Source organism: Ramlibacter tataouinensis, from assembly GCF_001580455.1.
GTDB lineage: Bacteria > Pseudomonadota > Gammaproteobacteria > Burkholderiales > Burkholderiaceae_C > Ramlibacter > Ramlibacter tataouinensis_B.
Map to the genome: position 1 here is coordinate 3767221 of NZ_CP010951.1, position 23700 is coordinate 3790920.

Annotated in this window: 22 protein-coding genes; 10 read left to right on the forward strand and 12 right to left on the reverse strand. The window is 68.9% G+C overall.

Translation table 11 applies throughout. The features are described from left to right. Positions 1-39 precede the first annotated feature (39 nt). Genes UC35_RS17440 through UC35_RS17455 form a run of 4 tightly spaced genes read left to right on the forward strand, consistent with a single transcriptional unit; the run spans position 40 to position 3567 of the window. Positions 40-1224 carry a vWA domain-containing protein gene (locus tag UC35_RS17440; protein WP_061501912.1) on the forward strand — a complete coding sequence of 395 codons (1185 nt, stop codon included), beginning with the start codon at positions 40-42 and terminating at the stop codon, positions 1222-1224. Positions 1225-1233: 9 nt separating this feature from the next. Further along, entirely contained in the window at positions 1234-1827 is a 594-nt protein-coding gene (locus UC35_RS17445) for a CoxG family protein (protein WP_082793349.1), read from the forward strand. 34 nt (positions 1828-1861) lie between these two features. Then, entirely contained in the window at positions 1862-2920 is a 1059-nt protein-coding gene (locus tag UC35_RS17450) for an XdhC family protein (RefSeq protein ID WP_061501914.1), read from the forward strand. A gap of 50 nt (positions 2921-2970) precedes the next feature. Further along, on the forward strand, positions 2971-3567 hold the full coding sequence (locus UC35_RS17455; RefSeq protein ID WP_061501918.1) for a thioredoxin fold domain-containing protein: 597 nt from the start codon (positions 2971-2973) through the stop codon (positions 3565-3567). Between the two features lie 23 nt (positions 3568-3590). On the opposite strand, the gene UC35_RS17460 is transcribed toward UC35_RS17455, so the two are convergent. From UC35_RS17460 to UC35_RS17480, 5 genes are read right to left on the reverse strand one after another with little or no spacing between them, the layout of a single operon-like run. Next, on the reverse strand, positions 3591-4382 hold the full coding sequence (locus tag UC35_RS17460) for an SDR family NAD(P)-dependent oxidoreductase (protein ID WP_061501923.1): 792 nt from the start codon (positions 4380-4382) through the stop codon (positions 3591-3593). 58 nt (positions 4383-4440) lie between these two features. Further along, positions 4441-5049 (reverse strand): 2-dehydro-3-deoxy-6-phosphogalactonate aldolase, encoded by a 609-nt coding sequence (locus tag UC35_RS17465; RefSeq protein WP_061501925.1) that lies wholly within the window; start codon positions 5047-5049, stop codon positions 4441-4443. Between the two features lie 23 nt (positions 5050-5072). Then, entirely contained in the window at positions 5073-5969 is an 897-nt protein-coding gene (locus UC35_RS17470) for a 2-dehydro-3-deoxygalactonokinase (protein ID WP_061501927.1), read from the reverse strand. Next, a complete protein-coding gene (locus UC35_RS17475) occupies positions 5966-6883 on the reverse strand; it encodes a sugar kinase (protein WP_061501929.1) in 918 nt (305 codons plus the stop codon). Before UC35_RS17475 ends, UC35_RS17470 begins: the two co-directional genes overlap by 4 nt. Positions 6884-6899: 16 nt before the next feature. Continuing rightward, complete coding sequence (locus tag UC35_RS17480) at positions 6900-8696, reverse strand: IlvD/Edd family dehydratase (RefSeq protein ID WP_082793350.1); 1797 nt, start codon at positions 8694-8696, stop codon at positions 6900-6902. A gap of 185 nt (positions 8697-8881) precedes the next feature. Here UC35_RS17480 and UC35_RS17485 point away from each other — a divergent pair, with 185 nt between their 5' ends. Continuing rightward, positions 8882-9655 carry a transglutaminase-like domain-containing protein gene (locus tag UC35_RS17485; RefSeq protein ID WP_061501931.1) on the forward strand — a complete coding sequence of 258 codons (774 nt, stop codon included), beginning with the start codon at positions 8882-8884 and terminating at the stop codon, positions 9653-9655. 70 nt (positions 9656-9725) lie between these two features. On the opposite strand, the gene UC35_RS17490 is transcribed toward UC35_RS17485, so the two are convergent. After that, positions 9726-11426 (reverse strand): DEAD/DEAH box helicase, encoded by a 1701-nt coding sequence (locus tag UC35_RS17490; protein WP_061501933.1) that lies wholly within the window; start codon positions 11424-11426, stop codon positions 9726-9728. 304 nt (positions 11427-11730) lie between these two features. Here UC35_RS17490 and UC35_RS17495 point away from each other — a divergent pair, with 304 nt between their 5' ends. Next, positions 11731-13935, forward strand: a complete 2205-nt coding sequence (locus tag UC35_RS17495) for a DUF1631 family protein (protein WP_061501935.1) — start codon at positions 11731-11733, stop codon at positions 13933-13935. Positions 13936-14041: 106 nt separating this feature from the next. Beyond that, positions 14042-15703, forward strand: coding sequence for an energy-dependent translational throttle protein EttA (gene ettA, locus UC35_RS17500; RefSeq protein ID WP_061501937.1), 1662 nt, complete (start codon positions 14042-14044; stop codon positions 15701-15703). Here the strand turns inward: ettA and UC35_RS17505 are convergent. Further along, positions 15687-16538: a metallophosphoesterase family protein gene (locus UC35_RS17505; RefSeq protein ID WP_227820361.1), complete on the reverse strand. Its 852-nt coding sequence runs from the start codon at positions 16536-16538 to the stop codon at positions 15687-15689. The two genes, ettA and UC35_RS17505, sit on opposite strands and share 17 nt — an antisense overlap. Before the next feature lie 110 nt (positions 16539-16648). Here UC35_RS17505 and UC35_RS17510 point away from each other — a divergent pair, with 110 nt between their 5' ends. Further along, complete coding sequence (locus tag UC35_RS17510; RefSeq protein WP_082793351.1) at positions 16649-17539, forward strand: nucleotidyltransferase; 891 nt, start codon at positions 16649-16651, stop codon at positions 17537-17539. Positions 17540-17623: 84 nt separating this feature from the next. Here UC35_RS17510 and UC35_RS17515 read toward each other — a convergent pair whose 3' ends face one another. The 5 genes from UC35_RS17515 to UC35_RS17535 all read right to left on the reverse strand — a co-directional run bounded on the left by UC35_RS17515 (position 17624) and on the right by UC35_RS17535 (position 22870). Beyond that, positions 17624-17995, reverse strand: coding sequence for a hypothetical protein (locus UC35_RS17515; protein WP_145979519.1), 372 nt, complete (start codon positions 17993-17995; stop codon positions 17624-17626). 95 nt (positions 17996-18090) lie between these two features. Then, positions 18091-18300, reverse strand: a complete 210-nt coding sequence (locus tag UC35_RS17520; protein WP_061501943.1) for a hypothetical protein — start codon at positions 18298-18300, stop codon at positions 18091-18093. Positions 18301-18485: 185 nt separating this feature from the next. Next, the gene (locus UC35_RS17525) at positions 18486-20123 is read right to left on the reverse strand and encodes a glycosyl hydrolase family 8 (RefSeq protein WP_145979520.1); all 1638 of its coding nucleotides are present in this window, start codon (positions 20121-20123) and stop codon (positions 18486-18488) included. Positions 20124-20516: 393 nt separating this feature from the next. Beyond that, positions 20517-21833 (reverse strand): TAXI family TRAP transporter solute-binding subunit, encoded by a 1317-nt coding sequence (locus tag UC35_RS17530; protein ID WP_061501946.1) that lies wholly within the window; start codon positions 21831-21833, stop codon positions 20517-20519. A gap of 17 nt (positions 21834-21850) precedes the next feature. Then, a complete protein-coding gene (locus UC35_RS17535; RefSeq protein ID WP_061501948.1) occupies positions 21851-22870 on the reverse strand; it encodes a P1 family peptidase in 1020 nt (339 codons plus the stop codon). 166 nt (positions 22871-23036) lie between these two features. Between UC35_RS17535 and UC35_RS17540 the strand changes: the two genes are divergently transcribed. Both UC35_RS17540 and UC35_RS17545 read left to right on the forward strand, forming a co-directional pair. Then, the gene (locus UC35_RS17540) at positions 23037-23294 is read left to right on the forward strand and encodes a hypothetical protein (protein ID WP_145979522.1); all 258 of its coding nucleotides are present in this window, start codon (positions 23037-23039) and stop codon (positions 23292-23294) included. A 16-nt stretch (positions 23295-23310) separates the two neighbouring features. Continuing rightward, on the forward strand, positions 23311-23670 hold the full coding sequence (locus UC35_RS17545) for a DOPA 4,5-dioxygenase family protein (protein ID WP_061501951.1): 360 nt from the start codon (positions 23311-23313) through the stop codon (positions 23668-23670). The last annotated feature ends 30 nt before the right edge of the window (positions 23671-23700 follow it).

Below are 23700 nucleotides of genomic sequence, written 5' to 3' on the forward strand. Positions count from 1 at the left end.
GGCTCGCAGCACCGCAGCCCGGAGGGCGGAGGTCATCGAATGAACACGCCGCTGGGCGATGCCCGTACGGGCAAGCTCGCGGACAACATCACCGCCTTCGGCCGCGCGCTGCGCCGCGCCGGCGTCCCGGTGGACAGCTCGCGCATCGCGCTGGCACAGGAGGCGGCGCAGATGGTGGGCGTGGAGCGCAAGATCGATTTCGGCTCGGCGCTGGAGTGCGTGATGGTCGGCCGCGAGCAGGACCGCGGCGTGTTCCGCGAGCTGTTCGATGCGTTCTTTCGCGATCCGGAGATCGCCAACAAGCTGCTGGCGCAGATGCTGCCTTCCCACGACGGCAAGGCGGCGCCGACGCGCCGTCCGCGCGTGGCGCAGGCGCTGTCGCCGGGCAGCCAGGCTGCGGCTGCGCCGGATCGCAACGAGCAGAAGGTGGAGCTCGACGCCGCCATGACGGCGAGCGAGGCGATGCGTCTGCGCCATGCTGATTTCAACGCGCTCAGCGCGCAGGAATACGCGCTGGTGGAACGGCTGGCGCGCGAGGTGCCGCTGCGGGTGCCGCAGGTCGCGTCGCGTCGCACCCGCGCCGGCGAGCGCGGCGCGCAGCCGCATTGGGCGCGTACGATACGCCGCGCCACGCGCACCGGCGGCGAGCTCGCAGTGCTGCAGCGGCGTGCGCGCCGGCCCCAGGAGCTTCCCTTGCTGGTGCTGGTCGACGTGTCGGGTTCGATGGAGCGTTATGCGCGGCTGTTGCTCGCTTTCCTGCATGCGGCCACGCGCGGCGCGCGGCGGCGCGACGTGTTCGCCTTCGGCACGCACCTGACCGATCTCACGCCCGTCTTCCGGCAGGCCGACACCGACGCGATGCTGTTGGCGGCTGCCGCGGCGATCGACGATTTCGCGGGTGGCACGCGGCTGGGCGAATCGCTGGCGCAGTTGCGCGCGCGGCATGCCCGCCGGCTGGTGGGCGGGCGCACCCTGGTGCTGCTGATCAGCGACGGACTCGATACCGGCGACGGCGGCGCCCTGGCCGAGGAACTGGGCTGGCTCAAGCGACACTGCCGAAAGCTGATGTGGCTCAACCCCTTGCTTCGCTATGAGGGCTACGCTCCACTGGCGACGGGTGCGGCCGTGCTGCACCGTTTCGCGGACCGGATGGTGGCGGTACACAACCTGGAAAAGCTGGAAGACCTGGCAGCGCAACTCGCGGCCGTGATGAAGGCACGCTAGGAGACGACCATGGACATGCAAGGCAGCCGCACGCTCGCAGTCACGCAGCAACAGGCCTGGGACGCGCTCAACGATCCCGAGGTTCTCAAGCTGTGCATCCCCGGCTGCGACAAGGTCGAAGCGACCGGGCCGGGCCAGTACACCGTCGGCATGCAGGTGAAGGTGGGGCCGGTCGCCTCGCGCTTCACCGGCAAGATCGCGCTGTCGGACCTGGATCCGCCGAACAGCTACACCATCAGCTTCGACGGCCAGGGCGGGGTGGCGGGCTTCGGCCGCGGCAGTGCCCAGGTCAAGCTCGCGCCCCAGGGCTCCGGCTGCGATCTCAACTACACCGTGAATGCGCAGGTCGGCGGCAAGATCGCCCAGGTCGGCCAGCGCCTGATCGATGGCGTGGCCCGCTCCATGGCCGAGGATTTCTTCAAGCGCTTCGACGCAGAGATGCAGCGCCGCCATCCGGTCGCGGCTGGGGCGGAGCCGGACGAAGCAGCCGCAGGGATTCCCGAGGTGCACGAAGCGGCAGTGGCCAAGATGGCGATCCCGACGTGGGTGTGGATCGTCGGGGCGCTGGTGCTGGTCGCCATCGTCTGGAGCATGATGCGCTAATCCCGCTGCCCATAGAGACATGTAGGGAGACGAAATGGAAAACCTGGACGTCACCGTCTTGCGCGCGCTGCGCGACTGGCGCGCCGCCGGCAAGCGCGCCTTGCTGGCAACCGTGGTGCGCACCTGGGGCTCTTCGCCGCGGCCCACCGGCTCGATCATGGCGCTGTGCGAGGACGGCAGCGTCGTGGGCTCGGTGTCGGGCGGCTGCATCGAGGACGACCTGATCCATCGCTTCACGCCCGCCTACGCCGGCAAGTCCGGTGCCGGGCACGAGATCCCGGTCGGGCCACCCTCCTTCGTCAAGTACGGCGTCACCGCCGACGAGGCGCATCGCTTCGGCCTGCCCTGTGGCGGCACGCTGGAGCTGCTGCTGGAGTACGACCCCGACCCCGCGATCCTGGCCGAGCTCGTTACCGCGCTCGAGGCCGGGCGGCTGATGCGGCGCGTGGTGCGGCTGGCCGACGGCCAGGTCAGGCTGGAGGAAGCCGGCGCGCCCGAGGAACTGGAACTCGACGAGGCGCGCCTGGCCAACACCTTCGGCCCGGAATATCGCATGCTGCTGATCGGCGCCGGCCAGCTCACCGAGTACCTCGCGACCATGGCGCTGTTCTGCGGCTTCGCGGTCACGGTGTGCGACCCGCGCGAGGAATACCGCGGCGCCTGGAGCGTGCCCGGGGTGAAGCTGACGCCGGACATGCCCGACGACGTGGTCACCGCCTTCCGCGCCGACCGCCGCAGTTGCGTGGTGGCGCTCACCCACGACCCCAAGCTCGACGATCTGGCGCTGCTGGAAGCGCTGCGCACCGACGCCTTCTATGTCGGCGCCATCGGCAGCCGCCGCAACAACGCCTCGCGCCACGAGCGCATGCGCGAGCATTTCGAGCTGACCGATGCGGAACTGGCGCGGCTGCGCGGGCCGATCGGCATCTACGTGGGCAGCAAGACGCCCCCGGAGATCGCGGTGAGCATCATGGCCGAGATCATCGCGGTAAAGAACGGCGTCACGCTGCCGCGTGACATGGAAGTCGCGCAGGCAAAGAACCTGCGCGGCGTGCCGGGAGACCCGTCCAGCGCCGAGGTCTGCGCTACCTGAGGGTCTTTCGGGTTTGGTATCGTTGGGCCCTTGCCAGATCACCCGAACTCATGAAAAAGCTCCAGATTCTGTCCGCGCTCCTCATTGCCGCCGCGCTCGCCGGTTGCGGCAAGCAGGAAAGTTCCAGCGCCGGCGCTCCGGCGAAGGCGCAGGCTACCGAAGCCGTTTCCATCGAGACGATCCAGGCCGAGGGGAGTGGCTTCACCGTCGGCTCGCAGATGAGCGTGCGCACCGTGTATGTGTTCTTCGATGCCCAATGCCCGCATTGCGGCGCACTGTGGAATGCGGCCAAGCCGCTGAAGGGCCAGGCCAAGTTCGTCTGGATGCCGGTGCGCCTGCTCAATGACACCAGCGAGACGCAGGGCGCCGCGATCCTGGCCGCCAAGGACCCCGCGGCGGCGATGGAGGAACACGAAGTGGTCTTCCTGGCCAACAAGAAGGGCGGCATCGAGGCCAGCGGCGACATCTCGGCCCAGCGCGCGCTGGTGAAGAAGAACACCGAGCTGTTCAACAAGTACGGCTTCGCCTCCATCCCGACCATCGTCGGCAAGCATGCGCAGACCGGTGCCCTGGTGAAGCGCGAGGGCTCGCTGCCCACGGCCGAACTGGCAGCTTTGCTCGGCTTGCAGGTGCCGAGCGGGCAGTAACGCCTAGGGCCTGTTCACAGGCCCTACACCGGCACGGTGTAGTTCAGCGTCATGCGGCCGCCGTCCACCACCACGATCTCGCCGGTGATGTAGCTCGCAGCGTCGCTCGCCAGATAGGCGACAGTGTCGGCGATCTCGGCCGGCTCGCCCAGCCGCTTCATCGGCGTGCGGCTCAGGATGCGCTTTCGGGCGTCCTCGCTGGTCAGCACCGCCTTGGCGGCGAGCTCGGTGGCGATCGTGCCGGGCGCGACCGCGTTCACGCGGATGCCCTTGTCCGCCAGCGCCAGCGCCATCACGCGCGTGAGCTGGTTGATACCGCCCTTGCTGACGTTGTAGCTGGCGATGTTGGGAATGGCCAGCGTGCCGTTGACCGAGCTCATGTTGACGATCGCGCCGCGGCCGGCCTTGGCCATCTCGCGCGCCGCCGCCTGGCCCATGAGGAAGGCGCCCTTGAGGTTGACGCGCAGCACCGCGTCGAAGTCGGCCTCGGTCACGTCCAGGAAATCCGCAGCCTTGAAGATGCCGGCATTGTTTACCAGCACGTCGAGGCGGCCATGGGCCTGGATGGCCGCGTCGACAGCGGCGTCGACCTGCGCCTTGTCGCCCACGTCGCAGTGCACATAGCGCGCACCAAGTTCCTTGGCGAGCGCCTGTCCGCGCGCGTCGTCGACGTCGGCGATCACGACCGGCGCGCCCTCGCGGGCGAGCCGCCGGGCGCAGGCTTCGCCAATGCCCTGCGAGCCGCCCGTGACCAGGCACACGCGCCCTTGCAGGCCGAAGGAGATAGAGGAAGGGGTAGGGGTAGCGCCGTTCATTAGATAAACCTCCGCCCTGCGGGCTGCGGTGCTATGAGCCTTCGGGCGGCCGTGCGGCTCATGCGCGCATGGTGCCCGTGCACGCATCCTTGAGCGCCAGCGCATTGCGGCGCACCTCGTCGGCCGCCATGCCGGGTTTGTACAGTGACGAGCCGACGCCGAAGCCGCTGGCCCCCGCCGCCACATAGGCGGCGATGTTCGAGGCGTCGATGCCGCCGACGGGCAGCAGCGCCGTGCCTGGTGGCAGCACCGCCCGCAGGGCCTTGACCGCAGCGGGCGGGATCATCTCGGCGGGAAAGAGCTTCAGGCCGGTGGCGCCGGCCTCCAGCGCGGCGAAGGCTTCGGTGGGCGTGGCCACGCCGGGCAGGCACACCATGCCCAGGTCGAGCGCCGCGCGCACCACGGCCGCGTTGAATTCGGGCGCGACGATGAGGCGCCCGCCGGCCTGGTGCACCTCCTGCACCTGCTCGGGCCGCAGCACGGTGCCGGCGCCCACCAGCAGGTGCGGGAAGGCCTTGTGCAGCAAAGCGATGCTTTGCAGCGGCTGCGGCGAATTCAGGGGAACCTCGAACATGTGCCAGCCGGCGTCGTTCAGGGCCTGGCCGATGGCCACGGCCTCGTGTGGCTGCACGCCGCGCAGGATGGCGATCAGCGGCAGGGCCGCCATGGCCGAATTGAGATTGCCTGCGCTCACGTTCGCTCCTGCAGACACCGCGCGATGGCGGCCAGGCCCTGCCAGGCTGATTCCTGTCCCAGGGCCTCGAAGGCGATGCCCAGGTGGGCCAGCGCCACGCCGTAGCGCCGCACGAGCGCCGGCGAACCCGTCAGGACCAGCGCGGGCTTGGCAGGATCGAGATGGCGGGAGCGCAGTTCTTCGCCGATCAGCAGGCCCGACAGGTAGCTGCTGCCGGCCTGCGGCGTCAGCTGCCCGACCAGTGCCAGCGTGCGCGCGCTGAAGGCCGCGTGCAACAGATTGCCGCTGGTCATGGCGGCATCCACACCGCGCCGCAGCGCCCCGTCATCCAATTCACCGTCGTCCTCGTCCAGGGTCCGCGCCAGGATCGAATGCCGGCGCAGCAGGGAAAAGAACTCCCCGGTCATGAAGGTGGCGAAGGACTCCACGCGCCCGCGCCGCGCGCGCACCCACTTGCTGTGCGTGCCCGGCAGCACGACCACGGCGTCCTCGCGTTCCAGCAGTTGCAGCGCACCGAAGGTCTGCGTTTCCTCGCCGCGCATCACATCGGGTGCGACCGGACCCGTGCACATCAGGCCGGGCACGATCGCGATGCGGTCCGGCTCGACCCAGGTGAGCTGGTTCGCCACGTCGGACAGGCCTGCCGGACAGGCTGCGTAGGGGGCTTCCATCCAGCCCTGCCGGCTGCCCGCCATGCCGCAGATCAGCGCCAGCGCGCCCGGCGCCTGCATCCAGTCGCCGCAGGCTTCCTGGAACACCGCGGCGAAGCCGCCGGGCTCGACGCTGAGGATGCCGCGCGGCAGCTCGCGTTCTTCCCGGGCCGAGCCGGCGGCGTCCAGGCGGGCCACCCGCAGGAAGGTCGTGCCCCAGTCGACCGCGACCAGCGGCCTCACAGCAGCGCCTCCACCTCGCGCGGGTAGGGCAGGGGCGCGACCGCGCCGAAGCCCTGCACCGCCAGGGCCGCGGCGGCGTTCGCATAGCGCGCGGCGGCGAAGAGGTCCTCACCCCGGGCGATGCGCGCCAGCAGGTTGCCGCAATAGCAATCGCCCGCGCCGGTGGCATCGATCGCGCGCACCGGGACGCCGGCGATGCGTTCGCGCCGCCGGCCGTCGCTGGCCAGCGCGCCTTCGGCTCCGAGCTTCAGCACGACCTGCGGGGCGCCCAGCGCATGCGCCCAGTCCAGGATCGCTGCTGGCGCGTGCATGCCGCTCAGGGCGGCAGCATCCTCCACGCTCGGCAGGAAGTAGTCGCACAGGGACGCGGCCTGGGCGATCGTCTGCCGCGCGACCTCCAGCGGCCAGAGCTTCAGGCGCAGGTTGGAATCGAAGGCCACCAGCGTTCCGGCTTCGCGCGCCACCCGCATCGCCTCGAGCACCGTCTCGCGCGCGCTGTCCGAGATCGCCAGCGAGATGCCCGAGACGTGCAGGATCCTCGACTGTTGCACCCGCTCGCGCGGCAGCCACTCAGGCGTCATGCGGCTGGCGGCGGAGCCGGCGCGCAGGTAGCTGAAGGCATGGCCGCCTTCGCCGTGCGTGACGAAATAGATGCCGGTATGCGCCTGGCGGTCGCGCTCGACGCCGCCGGCATCGACGCCTTCGCGCCGCCACAGGGCCATCAGCTCGTCGCCGAACCAGTCGGCGCCCAGCCGGGTGAGGTAGCAGGTGCGCGCCCCGGCGCGCGCCGCCGCGATCACCGCATTGCTGGTGTCGCCGCCGAAACCCTGCAGGTATTGCGGCTCGCCGGGCCGGGTCTGGTTGAACTCGAGCATCGCTTCGCCGAGCGCGGCGATGTCGAAGCTGTGCGGCATCGGGCCTCGCGCCGGCTCAGTGGTTGTCGCGCGGCACGAACGATCCGCGCGGGCCGCCCGGGCCCTCCACGGGTTCGGGCTCGTCCGGCCGCGGCACGAAGGCGCCCCGGCTGCCGACGAGGAAGTCGAAGTCGGCCCCCTGGTCGGCCTGCAGGACGTGGTCCACGTATAGCTTCCAGTAGCCGCTCGCCAGCGGCGGCTGCGGCGCTTGCCACTGCTTCAGGCGAGCGGCCAATTCCTCGTCGCTGATGTCCAGGTGCAGGCGGCGCTGTTCGACGTCCAACTCGATGTAGTCGCCCGTTTGCACGATCGCGAGCGGACCGCCCGCCGCGGCTTCGGGCGCCGTGTGCAGCACCACCGTTCCGTAGGCGGTGCCGCTCATGCGCGCGTCGCTGATGCGCACCATGTCCGTGATGCCCTTGCGCAGGACTTTCGGCGGCAGAGGCATGTTGCCGACCTCGGCCATGCCGGGATAGCCCTTGGGGCCGCAATTCTTCAGCACCATCACGCAGCTCTCGTCGATGTCGAGCGACTCGTCATTGATGAGGGTGTGGAACTCTTCGATGTTTTCGAAGACGACGGCGCGTCCGCGATGCTTCATCAACGCCGGCGTGGCGGCCGAGGGCTTGATGACGGCGCCGCGCGGCGCCAGGTTGCCGCGCAGCACGGCGATGCCGGCCTTCTCCTTGAACGGGGTGGCCAGCGGCTTGATCACGTCGGTGTTCCAGTTCTTGGCCGACTCGATGTTCTCGCCGATGGTCTTGCCGTTGGCCGTGACGGCGTCCAGGTGCAGGTACTGCGCGATCTCCTTCATCACCACGGGCAGGCCGCCCGCGTAGCAGAAGTCTTCCATCAGGTGCTTGCCCGAGGGCTGCAGGTTCACCAGGCAGGGCAGTTCGCTGCCCAGGCGTTCGAAGTCGTCGATGGAAAGCGGCACACCCAGGCGCCCGGCCATTGCGATCAGGTGGATGACGGCATTGGTGGAGCCGCCGATCGCCGCGAGGGTCCTGATGGCGTTCTCGAAGGCCTGCCGGGTGAGGATCGTCGAGAGCTTCTGGTCCTCGTGAACCATGTCGACGACACGCCGGCCCGCCATCCGCGCGATGATGTTGCGCCGCCCGTCCACCGCCGGGTACGCCGCGTTGCCGGGCAGGCCCAGGCCGAGCGCCTCGACCATGCTGGCCATGGTCGAGGCCGTGCCCATGGTCATGCAATGCCCGTGGCTGCGGTGCATGCAGCTTTCGGCTTCGAAGAAGTCCTGCAGCTTCAGCGTGCCTGCGCGCACCTGCTCGCTCATGCTCCACACGCCGGTGCCCGAGCCCAGCTCCTGGTCGCGCCACTTGCCGTTGAGCATGGGGCCACCGGACACGCCGATGGTCGGCAGGTCGACGCTGGAGGCGCCCATGACCAGCGAGGGCGTGGTCTTGTCGCAGCCCATGAGCAACACCACGCCGTCCACCGGGTTGCCGCGGATCGATTCCTCCACGTCCATGCTCGCCAGGTTGCGATAGAGCATGGCCGTGGGCCGAAGCAGCGTCTCACCCAGCGACATCACCGGGAACTCCAGCGGGAAGCCGCCGGCTTCGTAGACGCCGGTCTTGACATGCTCGGCAAGCGTACGAAAGTGCGAATTGCACGGCGTCAGTTCGCTGAAAGTATTGCAAATTCCAATGACCGGCCGTCCATCGAACTGGTCGTGCGGCACGCCCTTTCCCTTGACCCAGCTGCGGTAGTTGAAGCCGTCGCGGTCTTGCCGCCCGAACCATTGCTGGCTGCGGAGTTCACCCGGCTTTTTCCGGAGCTTGTCGGTCATGGTGCTTCCTGCGAACGAGTGTCGGTCTGCCACTTTACCGCCCACCCCCTCGGGCGGTAACGAGGGTTGGCCCCAGCCGTCTACAATGGCTGAGACAAGGTCGCCTGCCGTGCCCATGGGAGGAGCGCGCTGCGCACGTTACAGCCCCCGGGACGGGGCTTGCCGTATAGAAGGTTTTGTTTCGCATGACGACCGATGAGTCCGCCGACAACCGACAGGGGCGGACGGCCGAAGACGACCCGGACCACTGGCTCGGGCCTACCGAGCTGCTGGACTTGGGCGATGCCAAGGTCCGCCTGCGCGCCCGCTCACTCACACAGCTGGCGAAGTCCGAGCGCGAGAAGGCGCTGGCCCTCTACGGATACGTCAAGCGCCTGCCATTCACCCGGCAATTCAAGCTGAGCCTGCGCGGTCCGCGCAAGGTGCTGGAAGCCGGCTGCGGCGACGCGCTGGACAAGGTCGGGCTGCTGCTGGCGCTGCTTCGTATCGTCGACATCCCCGCGCGCATCCGGCACATGGCGCTGCCCGGCGAGATGCTGCGCGGACTGCTCACGCGAACCGCGCCCACCGCCCGGCCGGTCGTGGAAATCTGGCTGGGCGGCCAATGGCTGGCCACCGACACCTATATCTTCGACGCGGCCTACATGGCGGCAGCGCGCCATCGCCTGCGGGAGCTCGACTGGGAATGCGGCTATGGCATCCACCGTGAAGGCGCTTCGATCTGGGGCGGCCTGGGCAATGCCTTTCTCGTCGGTGACGCCATCGCGGCCGAGCACCTGAAACCGGTGAGCGGCGGGGTGTTCGAAGACCCGGCCGCCTTCGTGGCCTCGCCCGAGTTCCGCCAGACGCATCCCGCGCTGTACTCGAACCTGAAGGTGTTGGCCCTGCGCAAGGTGATTCGCAACCTTCGCGACGAAGCCGTGTCGGGCGCGCCCAAGACCTACGGCCGAACATCCTGACACGGGGACGCGCAAGAAAGAAGCCAAAAAAAAGAGCCGCAGCGCGGCTCTTTCTTGTTTGCCCCGGCCTCTATCGGCCGAAGGAGCGGGCCGGATTGCCCGTGCCGCCGCGCGGGCCGCCGGAGCGGCCACGCCCGCCGCGTCCGCGCCCACCCATGCCGTCGACGCTGGTGCGCAGCGGATCGGGTTGGCCGTCGTTGCCGCGCTTGACGCTCGCGTCGCGTTGCACGAAGGGGCTGGCGTTCTGGTGCGCGCCTTCGCGGGGCTGGCGCTCCAGGTCCACGCGGCCGTTGCCGTTGTGTCGCTGGCCGTTGCCGTTGCCGTTGCGCGGCTGGGTGTCACGAGCGTCACGAGCGTCACGGGCGGGCTTGGCGTGAGCGGGCTTGGGATGATGCGGTCCCGGCGCCTGGCTGTGGCCATTGACGACCTTGGCGCCGCGCCCATCGGTGCGCTGCTCTTTCTTCGGGCTGCGCTCGCCCTGCGGGGCCTTGTTGTCGCGGATGCGCTGCATCATTTCCTGGCGCGCGGCCTTGGCGGCGGCGGCCATGACTTCGCGGCTGGGCGGCTTGCCGGCGCCACCCCACAGCGTCTGGCGTCCCATGGCGATCGGCTCGGCCCTCTCGCCCGGCTCGGGGCCGAAGCCCTCGACCGCCTGCACCGGGATGCGCTGCTTGGTGAAGCGCTCGATCTCCTGCATGAAGCCTTCTTCGTCCAGGCACACGAAGCTCACCGCGGCACCTTCGTTGCCGGCCCGGCCGGTACGGCCGATGCGGTGCACGTAGTCCTCGGGCACGTTGGGGATCTCGTAGTTCACGACGTGCGGCAGCTCGTCGATGTCGATGCCGCGCGCGGCGATGTCGGTGGCCACCAGGGCGCGGATGTCGCCGCTCTTGAAGCCCGCCAGTGCCTGGGTGCGCGCGGTCTGGCTCTTGTTGCCGTGCAACGCCATCGCGGTGATGCCGTTCTTGTTCAGGAATTCGGCGACGTTGTTGGCGCCGAACTTGGTGCGCGTGAAGACCAGCACCTGGCTCCAGTCGTGTTCCTTGATCACATGCGCCAGCAGGGCCTTTTTCCGGGCGCGGCCGGCCGGATGGACCACCTGGGTGATGCGCTGCACCGTGGTGTTGCGCGGCGTGACCTGGATGTGCCGGGGCTCGCGCAGCAGGCCGCTGGCCAAATCGCGGATCTCGTCGCTGAAGGTCGCGGAGAACAGCAGGCTCTGCTTGTCCTTCGGCAGCAGCGCCAGCACCTTCTTCACGTCGTGGATGAAGCCCATATCCAGCATGCGGTCGGCCTCGTCCAGCACCAGCACCTGCACCGTTGACAGGTCCAGGAAGCCCTGGCCCTGCAGGTCCAGCAGGCGGCCCGGCGTGGCGACCAGGATGTCGACGCCCTTGCGGATGCGCTCGATCTGCGGGTTCATGCCGACCCCGCCGAAGATCACCGTGGAGCTCAGCTGCAGGTACTTGCCATAGGCGCGGATCGACTCCTCGACCTGGGCGGCCAGCTCGCGGGTGGGCGTCAGCACCAGGGCGCGCACGCCATAGCTGCCGAACTTGTTCGACACGCTGCGGCTCATCGCCAGCTTGTGCAGCATCGGGAGGGTGAAGGCCGCGGTCTTGCCGGTGCCTGTCTGTGCCCCGCCCAGGAGGTCGTGTCCTTCGAGGACGGCCGGGATGGCCTGGGCCTGGATCGCCGTCGGCGTTTCATAGCCCTGCTCGCGCACGGCTTTGAGGATGGCGGGGGCTAGCTTCAGTTCGTCAAAAGTCATTCGGAAAATCAATACTCGCGCCATTTCCGGCGCTGGAATCGGCCTGTCGGCGCCGCGGCGCCGGTCCAGTCAAAGGCAGATGGGTTGGGGAGTAAGGCGATGAGGATCAGCTTCGCGTTGGGAAGCGCCCATCCATCGCTGGGTTCGCGGGCAACTGGAGTCCGCGAGCCGCCATTGTCGCACAGCCGCCCCTGCAGAGCTTGGGGCTGTCGTATTTGGCCCACCAACAGGCCGCCGGAAGTGGGGGGAGGCTGGCGCAGCTCAGCGGCAGGGAACGATAATTTGGGCGCTTTCCCGTTTTTACATGGCCAACCTGCTGAAGCTAAGACTCGGCGTTTCCGACGACCCCACCGCATTCCAGCCGTCGCTCAACGACTGCCTGGAAGCGATGCTGAAGCAGGCCGACTTCCTGGTGACGGACATGCTGGGCGGCCTGGTCGCGGCGACCGCGCCCAACAGTGCCCGCCGCATCGCCGGCTTCCAGCAGCCCGGCCTGCAGGTCGCGGTCCAGAAACTGCACGCCTCGTCGAAGGACGTGATTGCCACCTATCGCTCGGAACTCACCCGGCTGGTGTACCAGGGTGGCGGCAAGGAACTGGTCCATGCCGAGGCCCTCCGGTTCGAGGACCTGCGGCTGTTCGAGGATAGCGAGCTCGACCAGAGCATCGAGGTCGCGCGCGCGCAGCAGGAAGTCTCGGTGGCCGTGGATGACACGCTGCCGATGCTGGATGCGCTGGTGAGCACGCTGCTGGGCTGGCGCACCATCCAGCCCGGCCTCAACCCGCTGCGCCCGGATGTCTTCGTGCGCGCCCTGCAAGCAACGCTGGCTGCGCACGTGCCCGAGTCGGCCCTGCGCGAATTGCTGATCGCCCCGGCGGCCGGCCTGCTGGGGGCCAACCTGCGCAAGCTCTATCGCGAACTGGCGGAGTGGCTGCGCACCTCCGGCATCGAGCCGGCCGTGCCGATCGGCGGGCGGGTCCAGAAGGGCAGCGGCGCCAGCGGCACGCAGGTGGTGGACTCGGTCGCCAAGACGCTGCTGACGCTGGATCGCCTGCGCAAGCTGCTGCACGGCGACTTCGACGCCAAGACCGCGCGCAAGGATTTCCAGCACACGATGCCCGCGTCCATGTCCCTGCTGCAGGAAATGAAGCAGGTGGATGCGCTGGTCCAGAAACTCGAAAAGCGGCCCAAGGCGCCGCCGCCGCCCGCGCCCGAAGACATGCTGGCCGCCCGCCCCGAGGCCCCCGCCACGGAAGCGCCGCGCCTGGGCACGCAACTCGGCGCGGAGGTGATCCGGCTGATGTTCGAGAACCTCACGGCCGACAAGCGCCTGTTGCCGCAGTTCAAGCTGCAGCTCAAGCTGATCGAGCCGGCCCTGCTCAAGCTCGGCGAGGATGACTCGCGCTTCTTCAGCGACCGCACCCACCCGGCGCGCCAGTTCCTCGACAAGGTCACCCAGCGCAGCCTCGGCTACTCGCAGGAGAACGATCCGGGCTGGCACCGCTTCATGGCGACGGTGGAAGATGCCGTGCGCTGGCTCGACAGCAAGGTGGTCGACGCCGACACCTTCGGCGAGCTGATGGACCACCTGCACGGGCAGTGGAACGACCACGACCAATCGCTGCGCCAGCGCCGCGAGGACGCGGCCCGCGCGCTGCTGCATGCCGAGCAGCGCAACCTGCTGGCGCAAAAGCTGGCGGCCGAATTCGTCGAGCACATCCGCGACCTCGAGGTGCCGGAGTTCGTGGGCGACTTCCTGCGCCAATCCTGGGCCCAGGTGGTGGCCGAGGCGCAATTGAGCTGCGCCGACGGCTCGGACGATCCCTACGGTTACCGCGCGCTGGTGGAAGACCTGGTCTGGAGCGTGCAGCGCGCCACCGCCACCCGCGGGCGCGCCAAGCGCCTGGTGCACATGATCCCCGAGTTGCTGGCCCGCCTGCGCGAGGGCCTGGACCGCATCGAGTACCCGCCGGAACTCACCGTGCGCTTCTTCAACAACCTCATCACCATCCATCAGGCGGCGGTGAACGAGGGACGCGATGCCGTCGTGCAGGCGGCGGCCAATGCGGCCGAGGCGGAGGAGTCGGCCTTCAGCGACAGCATGATGGCCGCGGCCGACGAGCTGTGGCTGGACCAGCAGGAGGCGGAGGATTCCGGCTATCTCGACAGCGAGGACCTCGCGCCCGAGAAGGTGGCCAGCCCCGAGGCCGTGCTCGAGGAGCCGCCGGCGCCGGCGCGCGCCCACGAGATGCGGACCGGCACCTGGGTCGAGCTCAAGGTCAAGGACGAATGGATCCGCGCCCAGCTCACCTGGGCCAGTCCCGCCGGCACCCTGTTCATGTTCACCTCGCAGGCCGGCACCGCGCACTCGATGTCGCGTCGCACCATGGACCGCCTGCAGGCGCAAGGCAGCATCAAGGTGGTGGCCGACCGCAACGTGGTGGACGAGGCGCTGGACCAGGTCGCCAAGACCGCGCTGCAAAACAGCCTCGACAAGCCCAAAGACTGACCGCGGCAGCGGCGCAAGTCCCCTTTTAATTGCCTTCCGCATGGCATGGCGGGGAGAGGCGCTGTGCCTTTGGGGATAATCCTAGGTTTTCCCGTTTCCAGCTGCCATGGCCCAGTACGTCTACACAATGAACCGCGTCGGCAAGATCGTGCCGCCGAAGCGGCAGATCCTCAAGGACATCTCGCTGTCCTTTTTTCCCGGCGCCAAGATCGGCGTGCTCGGCCTGAACGGCTCGGGCAAGTCCACGCTGCTGAAGATCATGGCGGGCATCGACACGGAGATCGAGGGCGAAGCCACGCCGATGCCCGGCCTCCGGATCGGCTACCTGCCGCAGGAGCCGCAGCTCGAGCCTGAACAGACGGTGCGCGAGGCGGTGGAGGGCGGCATGGGCGAGGTGCTCGAAGCCAAAGCGCGCCTGGAAGAGGTGTACGCCGCCTACGCCGAACCCGATGCGGACTTCGACAAGCTGGCCGCCGAGCAGGCGGAGCTGGAGGCGATCATCTCCGCCGCCGGCGGCGGCGACGAGCACCAGCTCGAGATCGCGGCCGACGCGCTGCGCCTGCCGGAGTGGGACGCCGTGATCAAGAACCTGTCGGGCGGCGAAAAGCGCCGCGTGGCGCTGTGCCGCCTGCTGCTGTCCAAGCCCGACATGCTGCTGCTGGACGAGCCCACCAACCACCTGGACGCCGAGTCGGTGGAGTGGCTGGAGCAATTCCTGGCGCGCTTCCCCGGGACGGTGGTCGGCATCACCCACGACCGCTATTTCCTGGACAACGCGGCCGAATGGATCCTGGAACTGGACCGCGGCCGCGGCATCCCGTGGAAGGGCAACTACTCCACCTGGCTGGAGCAGAAGGAAGCGCGCCTGGAGGCCGAGCAGAAGGGGGAGGAAGCCCATGCCAAGGCCATGAAGGCCGAACTCGAGTGGGTGCGCAAGAACGCCAAGGGCCGCCAGGCCAAGAGCAAGGCGCGCCTGGCCCGCTTCGAGGAACTCTCCGACGTCGACTACCAGAAGCGCAACGAGACCAACGAGATCTTCATCCCGGTGGCCGAGCGCCTGGGCAACGAGGTGATTGAGTTCGAGAACGTCTCCAAGAGCTTCGGTGACCGCCTGCTGATCGACAACCTGAGCTTCAAGGTGCCCGCGGGCGCCATCGTCGGCATCATCGGCCCGAACGGCGCCGGCAAGTCAACGCTGTTCAAGATGATCGCCGGCCGCGAGCAGCCCGATTCGGGCACGGTGAAGATCGGCAAGACCGTGAAGCTGTCCTTCGTGGACCAGAGCCGCGATGCCCTGGGCAACGACAAGACCGTGTGGGAAGACGTCTCCGGCGGGCTGGACATCATCACCGTGGGCAAGTTCCAGATGCCCAGCCGCGCCTATTGCGGCCGCTTCAACTTCAACGGCGGCGACCAGCAGAAGAAGGTCGGCATGCTGTCCGGCGGCGAGCGCGGCCGCCTGCACCTGGCCAAGACCCTGATGCAGGGCGCCAATGTGCTGCTGCTGGACGAGCCCTCGAACGACCTCGACGTGGAAACCCTGCGCGCACTGGAAGACGCGCTGCTCGAGTTCGCCGGCTGCGTGATGGTGATCAGCCACGACCGCTGGTTCCTGGACCGCATCGCCACCCACATCCTGGCCGCCGAAGGCGACAGCCAATGGACCTTCTTCGACGGCAACTACCAGGAATACGAGGCCGACAAGCGCAAGCGCCTCGGCGAAGAAGGCGCCAAGCCGCACCGGGTGCGCTTCAAGGCGCTGAAGTAAGCCTGGGATCGCCGGCGGCGATGGACGCCGGCGCATCCCGCGGCAATTCGAACAGCCGGAACGGCGGCTGCTCCGGGTGGCTGCGCAGCAGCAGGGGCTTGGACACGTTGAAGACTGGCACGCCGTTGATGGTGCGGCTCTCCAGGGTGCCGCGGTGCGCGTGGCCGTGGAACACCGCATCCACCGGATAGCGGATCAAGGGCTCCTCCAGCCGGCTGCTGCCCAGGAAGGCAAAGATCTCGACCGGCTCGCCGGCGACGGTGCCCGCGATCGGCGAATAGTGCAGCAGGGCGATGCGGCGTGGCGTGCGCAGCTTGGCCAGCGCCGATTCCAGCTTCATCGCCTCCGACAGCGCCTCCTTCACGAACTGCTTGATCGCCGGTTCGCCCCAGGAGCCGAGCGAGGCGCGCCCGAAGCCGCCGGCGAACCCCTTCACGCCCGCGATCCCCACGCCCTCGATCTCGCAGGCCTCGCCATCGAGCACCTGCACGCCGCCGCGCACCAGCGTCTCGCGCACGATGTGAGGCAGGTCGGATTCGTAGTCGTGATTGCCCAGCACCGCGACGATCGGCACCGCCACCGCGGCGAGTTCGTCGGCCAGCACCTGTGCCTCCTCGGCCGTGCCGTAGTCGGTGAGGTCGCCGCACAGCAGCAGCGCGTCCGCGACTTCGGAAGCCTGCGCAAAGACGGCGCGCAGGCTTCCGGCGGAAGCCTTGGTGACGTGGAGATCGCCGACGGCGGCGAAGCGGACAACGCTGGCGGACTTGCCCATGGACGGTGCTGGGACGGTTTCGCGCATGTTGCCGCAGCACAGGGGGCGCTCGGCATCGTCCATGCGCGTGGCGGCGTGTAGGAGCCCGCCGACGCTGGGTCAGGCCACGTCGGGCAACGGCTTAGCGTGTCCGCCGGGTGCCGCACGCCGTCGTTCGGGCTAGCCTGCTGCGCATGCAGGTCCCCCCCGTCGCTCCTTCGCTCGAAGGCGAGATCCTGCCGGAAACGGCGGGCTTCTACCGCAGCGCGCTGCGCGCGCTGTCGGATGCGCATGTCCCCTTCCTGGTGGGCGGCGCGTTCGCGCATGCGTGCTACACCGGCATCCGGCGCGCGACCAAGGACCTGGACCTGTTCATCCGGCGCAAGGACTACCGGCGGGTGGTGCGCCTGATGCGCTCGCACGGCTGGCGCGCCGAGCTCGTCTACCCGCACTGGCTGGCGAAGGTTTACGCGGGCGAGGACTTCATCGACCTGATCTTCAATTCCGGCAACGGCGTCATGCCGGTGGACGAGAGCTGGTTCCAGAACAACACGCAGACGGAGGTGCTGGGTATCCCGGTCAGCCTGGCGAATCCGGAAGACTCGCTGCTGTCCAAGGCCTTCATCATGGAGCGGGAGCGCTTCGACGGCGCCGACATCGTCCACCTGCTGCAGGCGAATGCGGAGAAGCTCGATTGGGCCGGGCTGCTGCAGCGCTGCGGGCGTCACTGGCGCGTGCTGCTGGCGCACCTGACGCTGTTCGGCTATGTCTATCCGGGCGAGCGCCAGCGGGTGCCGCGCTGGGTGATGGAGGAACTGGCTGCGCGGCTCGCGCATGAAACCCGCGAGACCCCCGTGGTCGATGCGCGCGTGTGCAACGGCACGCTGCTGTCGCGCGAGCAGTACCTGCACGACGTGGAGCAGCTCGGCTACCTCGATGGCCGGCTCACGCCCGCCAGCAACATGACGCGCGAGGAGGTGGCCATCTGGACCGAGGCGATCGGATCGCGTGACCCAGGGGAAGGGGGCGGCGAAAAGTTGGAGCAGGCCCCGCCGGAGCTGCGCGAAATCGCGGCGCCGCACTGATCACGCCCGCCGGCTGGCGAGTGGCCTGCGCCGCACGCAAAAACGCCGCACGCAACAAGCGCGCGGCTCGCCTTCAGACTTCGCTCAGAGTTCGTGCGCGCAGCCGCCGGATGCGGTCCGGGCGAGATCCGTGTTGGTCGGCACCCCGTCGTCGCCGGACAGCGTGAACTGCTCGATCACGGACGGTGTCGCTGCAGCCGCCTGCTCCTGCGTGCCCGCAGCGATGGAAGCCTTCTCGACGTACGGCGCGGCCGGTGCACCGGTTGCCGTGGCGCTCTGCTGCACGGCCGGTGCCTGCCGGACCGGCGGCGGGGTCACGAAAGCGGCCGCGGCCAGACCCGCGACCAGTGCGACCGCCACGGCGCCGGCCAGGCGCGGACGCAAGCGATCGGTGCCGGGCTGCGGCAACGTCGTGCCGCTGGCCTGCGAATCAGTTTGCTCTTGACGAATCCTCAAGCACATCACAGGACTCCTTCAATCGACCTGCAAGTATGGTCCGTCCGCGCTGCGGCGCAAGGCATACGAAGGACCGCGGCAGCCTCGCCGCAGCCTCAGGTGGAGCGTGTCCGTTCCGGCGATGGCGAACTGGGCAGGGTCTTCTCGATCACCTTGTCGTCCGGCACATCGTGGGGGCCATCTTCATCCGGTATGTGCGGCTCCTGGCCGTCCATGAACTTATCGTCCTGGTCGTCGCTTTGCTGCGGCCTCTGCGTTGCTGACATGGCGTACTCCTGGGCGATGTTGAGCAGAGCAAAGAGCATTGAAATGCAAGTGAGCCGCTGTCCCAGTAGGACAGCGGCTCGACTTGCAGGAGCCCGGCAGGAGCCCGCGCGACTGCGCGGGCTTCCTGGCTGAAGGTCAGCCGATCTGGGTCAGCGCAAGCTGGTCCACCACGCCCATGGCGTTGTTCGCCGTCGGCCGTCGCCGTGATGCTGACCGTACCCGGTCAGGGGCAGGTCGTGGATCCCCAGTAGCTGGGCGTCCACTCGGGGGGCGAATTCACATTCCACACAGACGGGCCCACCACCTTGGCAATGTAGTAGTTGCCCAGCCTCGTCACCTTCTCGCCGCCCACATAGCGCAAGTTCGGGTCCCAGTTGGGATAGGGCACACAGCCCGGTGCAGGTGCGGGTGCAGGAGCCGGCGAAGGTGCAGGAGCCGGCGAAGGCGCAGGCGCCTGCCCGCTACCGACGTTGACGGGCGACCACCAGTTGCCGGAGGCCACGACCAGGCTCAGCAGCTGCAGCTCGCAGTCGTAGTAGCCGGTGGTCAGGTGGGTGACGTTCCAGTTCCACAGCGAATCGAGGAAGCCCTGGTACTGCGCGTCGATGCAGGCGCCGGCGCACAGTGGGCCGTGGTAGGCGCCGCTGTTGCCGCCGGTGACCTTGGCGCCGGCCAGGGTGTAGCCGGTGCCGATCGAGTAGATGTCGCCGCCGGCCGCGTTCACCTGGTTGCGGAAGAAGTTGACCAGGCGCGCCGTCACCGTCTTCCAGCGCGTGTCGCCCGACAGCAGGTAGTCGGAGGCGAAGCGCCACGGGTTGCGGCAGGCGTTCCACCAGTACTTGTCCTCGTTGGCGTTGCCGTCGCCCATGTAGCCGGGCGAGGGGTAGGGCGTGGCGGTGTCGGTGGCCACGACGAAGTCGGGCATCAGGCCGGCGTTGGGCGAATACACCGTCTGCATGCGGTCGGCCAGCTGGTAGGCGCGGTTGATCGCGGTGTTCCAGAACGCGTCCCCGGTGGCCTGTTGGAAGGCGCGGAAGTGGCCGATCATGTAGTCGGAGGTGCGGCTCACGTTGGCCGTGGAAAGGCCCTTGGTCGTGCCGTCCGGCTTCATGTTGATCGACTTCAGCGCGGCAATGGTGTTGCGGCCTTCCTGCAGGTAGTTCCACTTGCCGGTCGAACCCCACTGCTTGTCGGCCATCAGCAAGGCCATCGCGATGTCCAAATCGCCGTCCATCGCGTTCCAGCCATCGCCGGCGGAGGTGCCGTTGGCGTGCAGGCGCCAGTCCATCAGGTACCGGCCGTTGGGGTCGTAGGTCGCGTTGCCGTAGGCATAGCGGGTCCGCACCACGGCCAGCATGCCGTCGAACAGCGTGCGCGCCTGCGGGTCGTGGCCGGCGAACAGCACCGTGAGCAGCATGCCGTAGCCCATGCCCTCGGACACGGCCATGTAGTTCGAGTCGGAGAAGCGCACGGCATAGCCGCCGGTGACCACCGAGGACGCGGAAATGACGTTCGCAGCCTTCCAGGCGTCGTAGTGGCGCTTGAGCGCGGCGTCCATGGTGGACGTGCTCTGGTTGGGCCGGGTGCCCGCCACGTATGCCGCCAGGCGCGCGCCGAAGGGATAGGCGACGCCGTTCACGGGCGCCGGGGCCGGCGCCGGGGTGGGTGCGGGCGTGGGGGCCGGCGTAGGAGTCGGTGCCGGGGCGGGCGTCGGAGCCGGTGTCGGTGCCGGGGCCGGGGCCGGCGCGGGAGTCGGTGCGGGCGTGGGCGCCGGGGCCGGCGAGGGCTTCCTGCGGGCGAAGGCGCTGCCGCCAGTCAGCAGCCCGGCGGCTGCGAAGGTCGAAAAGTGACGTCTCTTCATTGGGTGTACTGCTCCGTGCGGCTGAGCCATGGAGGAGGCGCTGCTCGGCGGGCCGGGCCCGGCGGCAGGGCCGGCACCGGGGCGGCGCACAAGCTCAGCGGTGGCAATACTAGTAGGACAGCGCCTACTCGCCGACACGGCGGCGGCCTTCAAACGTAAGGAGTCGGAAGCTGCGCTTACAGTTGAGCTTGGGGCGCCGCCAGCCGCTGCCCCGTATTCGCGCGAGGTGCAGGCTCCGGCTCAACAGTCGAAACTCAGCCATTCGCAGGGCCGGGTGCTGGGCTGGGGCGCCCGCATCAGTGCTGTGGGGCCAGCCCAACACCGGCCGAAGAATTTACCTTCGGCGATGCAACGCAAGAGATGGTTACGTTGGTCGGGTGAGCCCGAAAGCGCTCATTGCGGCGCCAGCCGCGCGCGCACCAGCAGGATGTTCTGCCGCAAGGCGTAGAGCTCATCGGTATAGGACAGCGGCACGCTGATGCGCTCGACGCGCTCGTCCAGCGCTTCGAGCTCGCGCGCCAGCTGCGCGCGGTCGGCGTCGCCCGCCTGCATCCGCGCCTCGATGTCGCGCAGCTGCCCGTACCAGCGGAACACGCGCGAGCGGATGCGGAATTGGTAGAGCGGGGGCACGATCCGCGTCAGGGGCAGCAGCACCGCCAGGATGAGGCCCAGCGCCAGCCACATGCGTTCGACCACGTTCGCCAGCCAGAAGGGCATCCAGCGCTGGAGGAAGGGCTTGCCCGAACGGATCGCGCGCTCCGCCTCCGGCGCCACCGGGTATTCGCTGTGCTCGATATTGGGGAAGCCGCCGGCGCGGTTGAACCAGCCGGGCGGCCCGTGCAGGTCGCGCGCCGCCTGCGCGAACAGCTGCAGCAGCGCGGGATGCGTCTCCTCGCGGGCGAGCATCGCCGTGGTGGTGGCGATCAGGTGCACGTCCTGCGGCGGCAGGTCGCGCGCCAGGTCGACCACGCCGCGCGGCAGCAGCACCGGAGTGAGGAAGGGGAAGCGCCGCGAATACGCCTCGCTCTGGTTGAAGTCGACCAGCCGCACGCCGGGGGTCTGCAGCAGCATCTGCACCAGCGGCGACTCCGGTGCGGAAGCGAACACCAGCAATTCGATTTCGCCGTCCAGGAAGGCCACCGTGGCCGAGGTCTGGTCCAGCCGCGAGAGCTGCAGGGTGGCCGGGTCGAGGTTGTTGGCCTCCAGCAGGCGGCGCATGATGCCGGGCGAACCGCTGCCGCGGGCGCCGATGTTGATCCGCAGCCCGGTGACCTGCGTCAGCGAAGTGAAGGCCCCGCCCGGCACCTTCTTGGCCGCGTCGGCACGGTAGAACAGCCACAGGGGCTCCACGAACAGGCTGCCGAGCGACACGATGCCGCTCTCCTCGTTCGCGGCGGCGTCGCCGCTGCCGCCCTGCACGAAGGCGAGATCGGCGCGCTTTTCCTTCAGCAGGCGAAGATTGGCGCGCGACCCTTCACTGGGCAGCAGCACGACCTCGATGCCGTAGCGCTTGAGCGCCTGCTGGTAACGCCTGCCGAATTCGTCATAGGCGCTCTGCGCGGGACCGGTGGCCAGGGTGACCTTCTTGGGCGGGTTGGGGTCGAGCCACAGGTAAGCCAGCACCAGCAGGCCGATCGCCAGCACCAGCACCGGCCCACCCGAGACCAGCAGTTCGCGGAACGACACCAGTGCGTAGCGGATGGAAGCCATCACAGCGTCTGCCCGCCTTACGCCAGGTCGCAGGCCGCCGGTAGGTGCAGGCGGCCGACGCGCACGCCGCGCGCGGCGCGGGCGGCGCGAACCACGGCGCGCGCCGTCGCTTCGGCCGCCATGGTGCCCAGCACCATCATGCCCGGCGAACCCTTGGCGCGGCCGGTGCCCATCACGAACAGGGTGTCGCCGTCGGACATGGTATGGACCGGGTTGATCGCGCGCGCCAGCCCGTCGTGCGCCATCGTGGCCAGGCGGCAGGCCTGCACCTTGGTGATCGCCGCATCGGTGGCGATCACCCCGATGGTGGTGTTGGTGCCGGCCAGCACGGGCCGGGGCGCCTCGCCGCGCAGCAAGGCGCGGCGCGTGTCGACCAGGCCCTTGCCGTTACGGGTGCGCGCGCCGGCCACCACGGCGCCGGTCTCCGGGTCGATCACGTCGCCCAGCGCATTGCACGCGACGATCGCGCCCACGGTCACGCCGTCCACGGTCACCGAGGCGGTGCCGATGCCGCCTTTCATCGCGCGCGCGATGCCGAAGATCTTGCCCACGGCCGCGCCCGCGCCGGCGCCGACATTGCCCTCGGCCGGCGCGGCGGCGGACGAGGCCCGGCAGGCCTCGTAGCCGGCCGCGGCATCGGGCCGGATCGCGGCATCGCCCACCATCAGGTCGAACAGAACCGCGCCCGGCACGATCGGCAGCTTCGCCGCGACCACGTCCAGCCCCGCACCCTGTTCTTCCAGCCAGCGTACCGCGCCGCTGGCGGCGTCCAGGCCCCAGGCGCTGCCGCCCGCCAGCACGATGCCGTGCACCCGATCGACCAGGTTGCAGGGCGACAGCAGGTCGGTCTCGCGCGTTCCGGGCGCCGCGCCGCGCACGTCCACGCCGGCGACGGCGCCGGCCTGCGCAAGCACGACGGTGCAGCCGGTGGGCCGCCGCGTGTCGGTGTAGTGGCCGACCTCGATGCCGGCGACGTCGGTGATGGCGCCGTCGCCGGACCTGCGGCGGCGCGCCTGTGGCGATGCTGTACGGGGCATGAAAACCATTATCCACGGACGAGTTTGTCCTGGCCCAGCAGCCACGAAGGAACCCACGAAGGAATGCGTCCTACGCCGGAAGCGGGCCTTTGGCCGACAACACGGGAGTGAAGAGCTTTCTAAAGTTGAAAGCCCGAGCCGTTTCAGCAGCGAGAGGAACAGGACGATGGACGAGACCAGCGACACGATGAGAACCATGGGCGGCGGAGCCGCAGGAATGGAAAACGCCACGCAGCGCGTCGCCCAGAAGGCGCACAAGGCGGTGGACAAGCTCGAACAGACCTTGAACTCCGGCACCGGCCGGGTGATGGACCTGCAAGAGGAATACGGCGAGATGGCGCGCGAGCAGATTCGCGCCAACCCGCTGGCGGTGGTGTTCGGCGCCTTCGTGGTCGGCTACCTGTTTGCCAAGCTGACGCGTTGAGGCCTATCCTCGCGCGATGCCGCCACGCCGACCCGTCAACCTCCATCCTGCCTATCACGCGCACATCTACTTCGGCCCCGACACGGTGGGCCAGGCGCGCCGGTTGGCGGAGGATGCCGGGCGGCTGTTCGAGGTCAGCGTGGGACGCGTGCATGAAAAGCTCGTGGGGCCGCATCCGGCGTGGAGTTGCCAACTGGCATTCGATGCCGGCGAATTCGATCGCCTCATTCCCTGGCTCGATCAGCATCGCAACGGCCTGGACGTCTTCGTGCATGGCCTCACCGGCAACGACCTCGCAGACCACACGCTCCACGCCTATTGGCTGGGCGCCGAGTGGCCGCTGGACCTTTCCCTGTTCCAGTCGCGCGATCACTGAGGCGCCGGCGGGCGTCGCCAAGGTGACGGT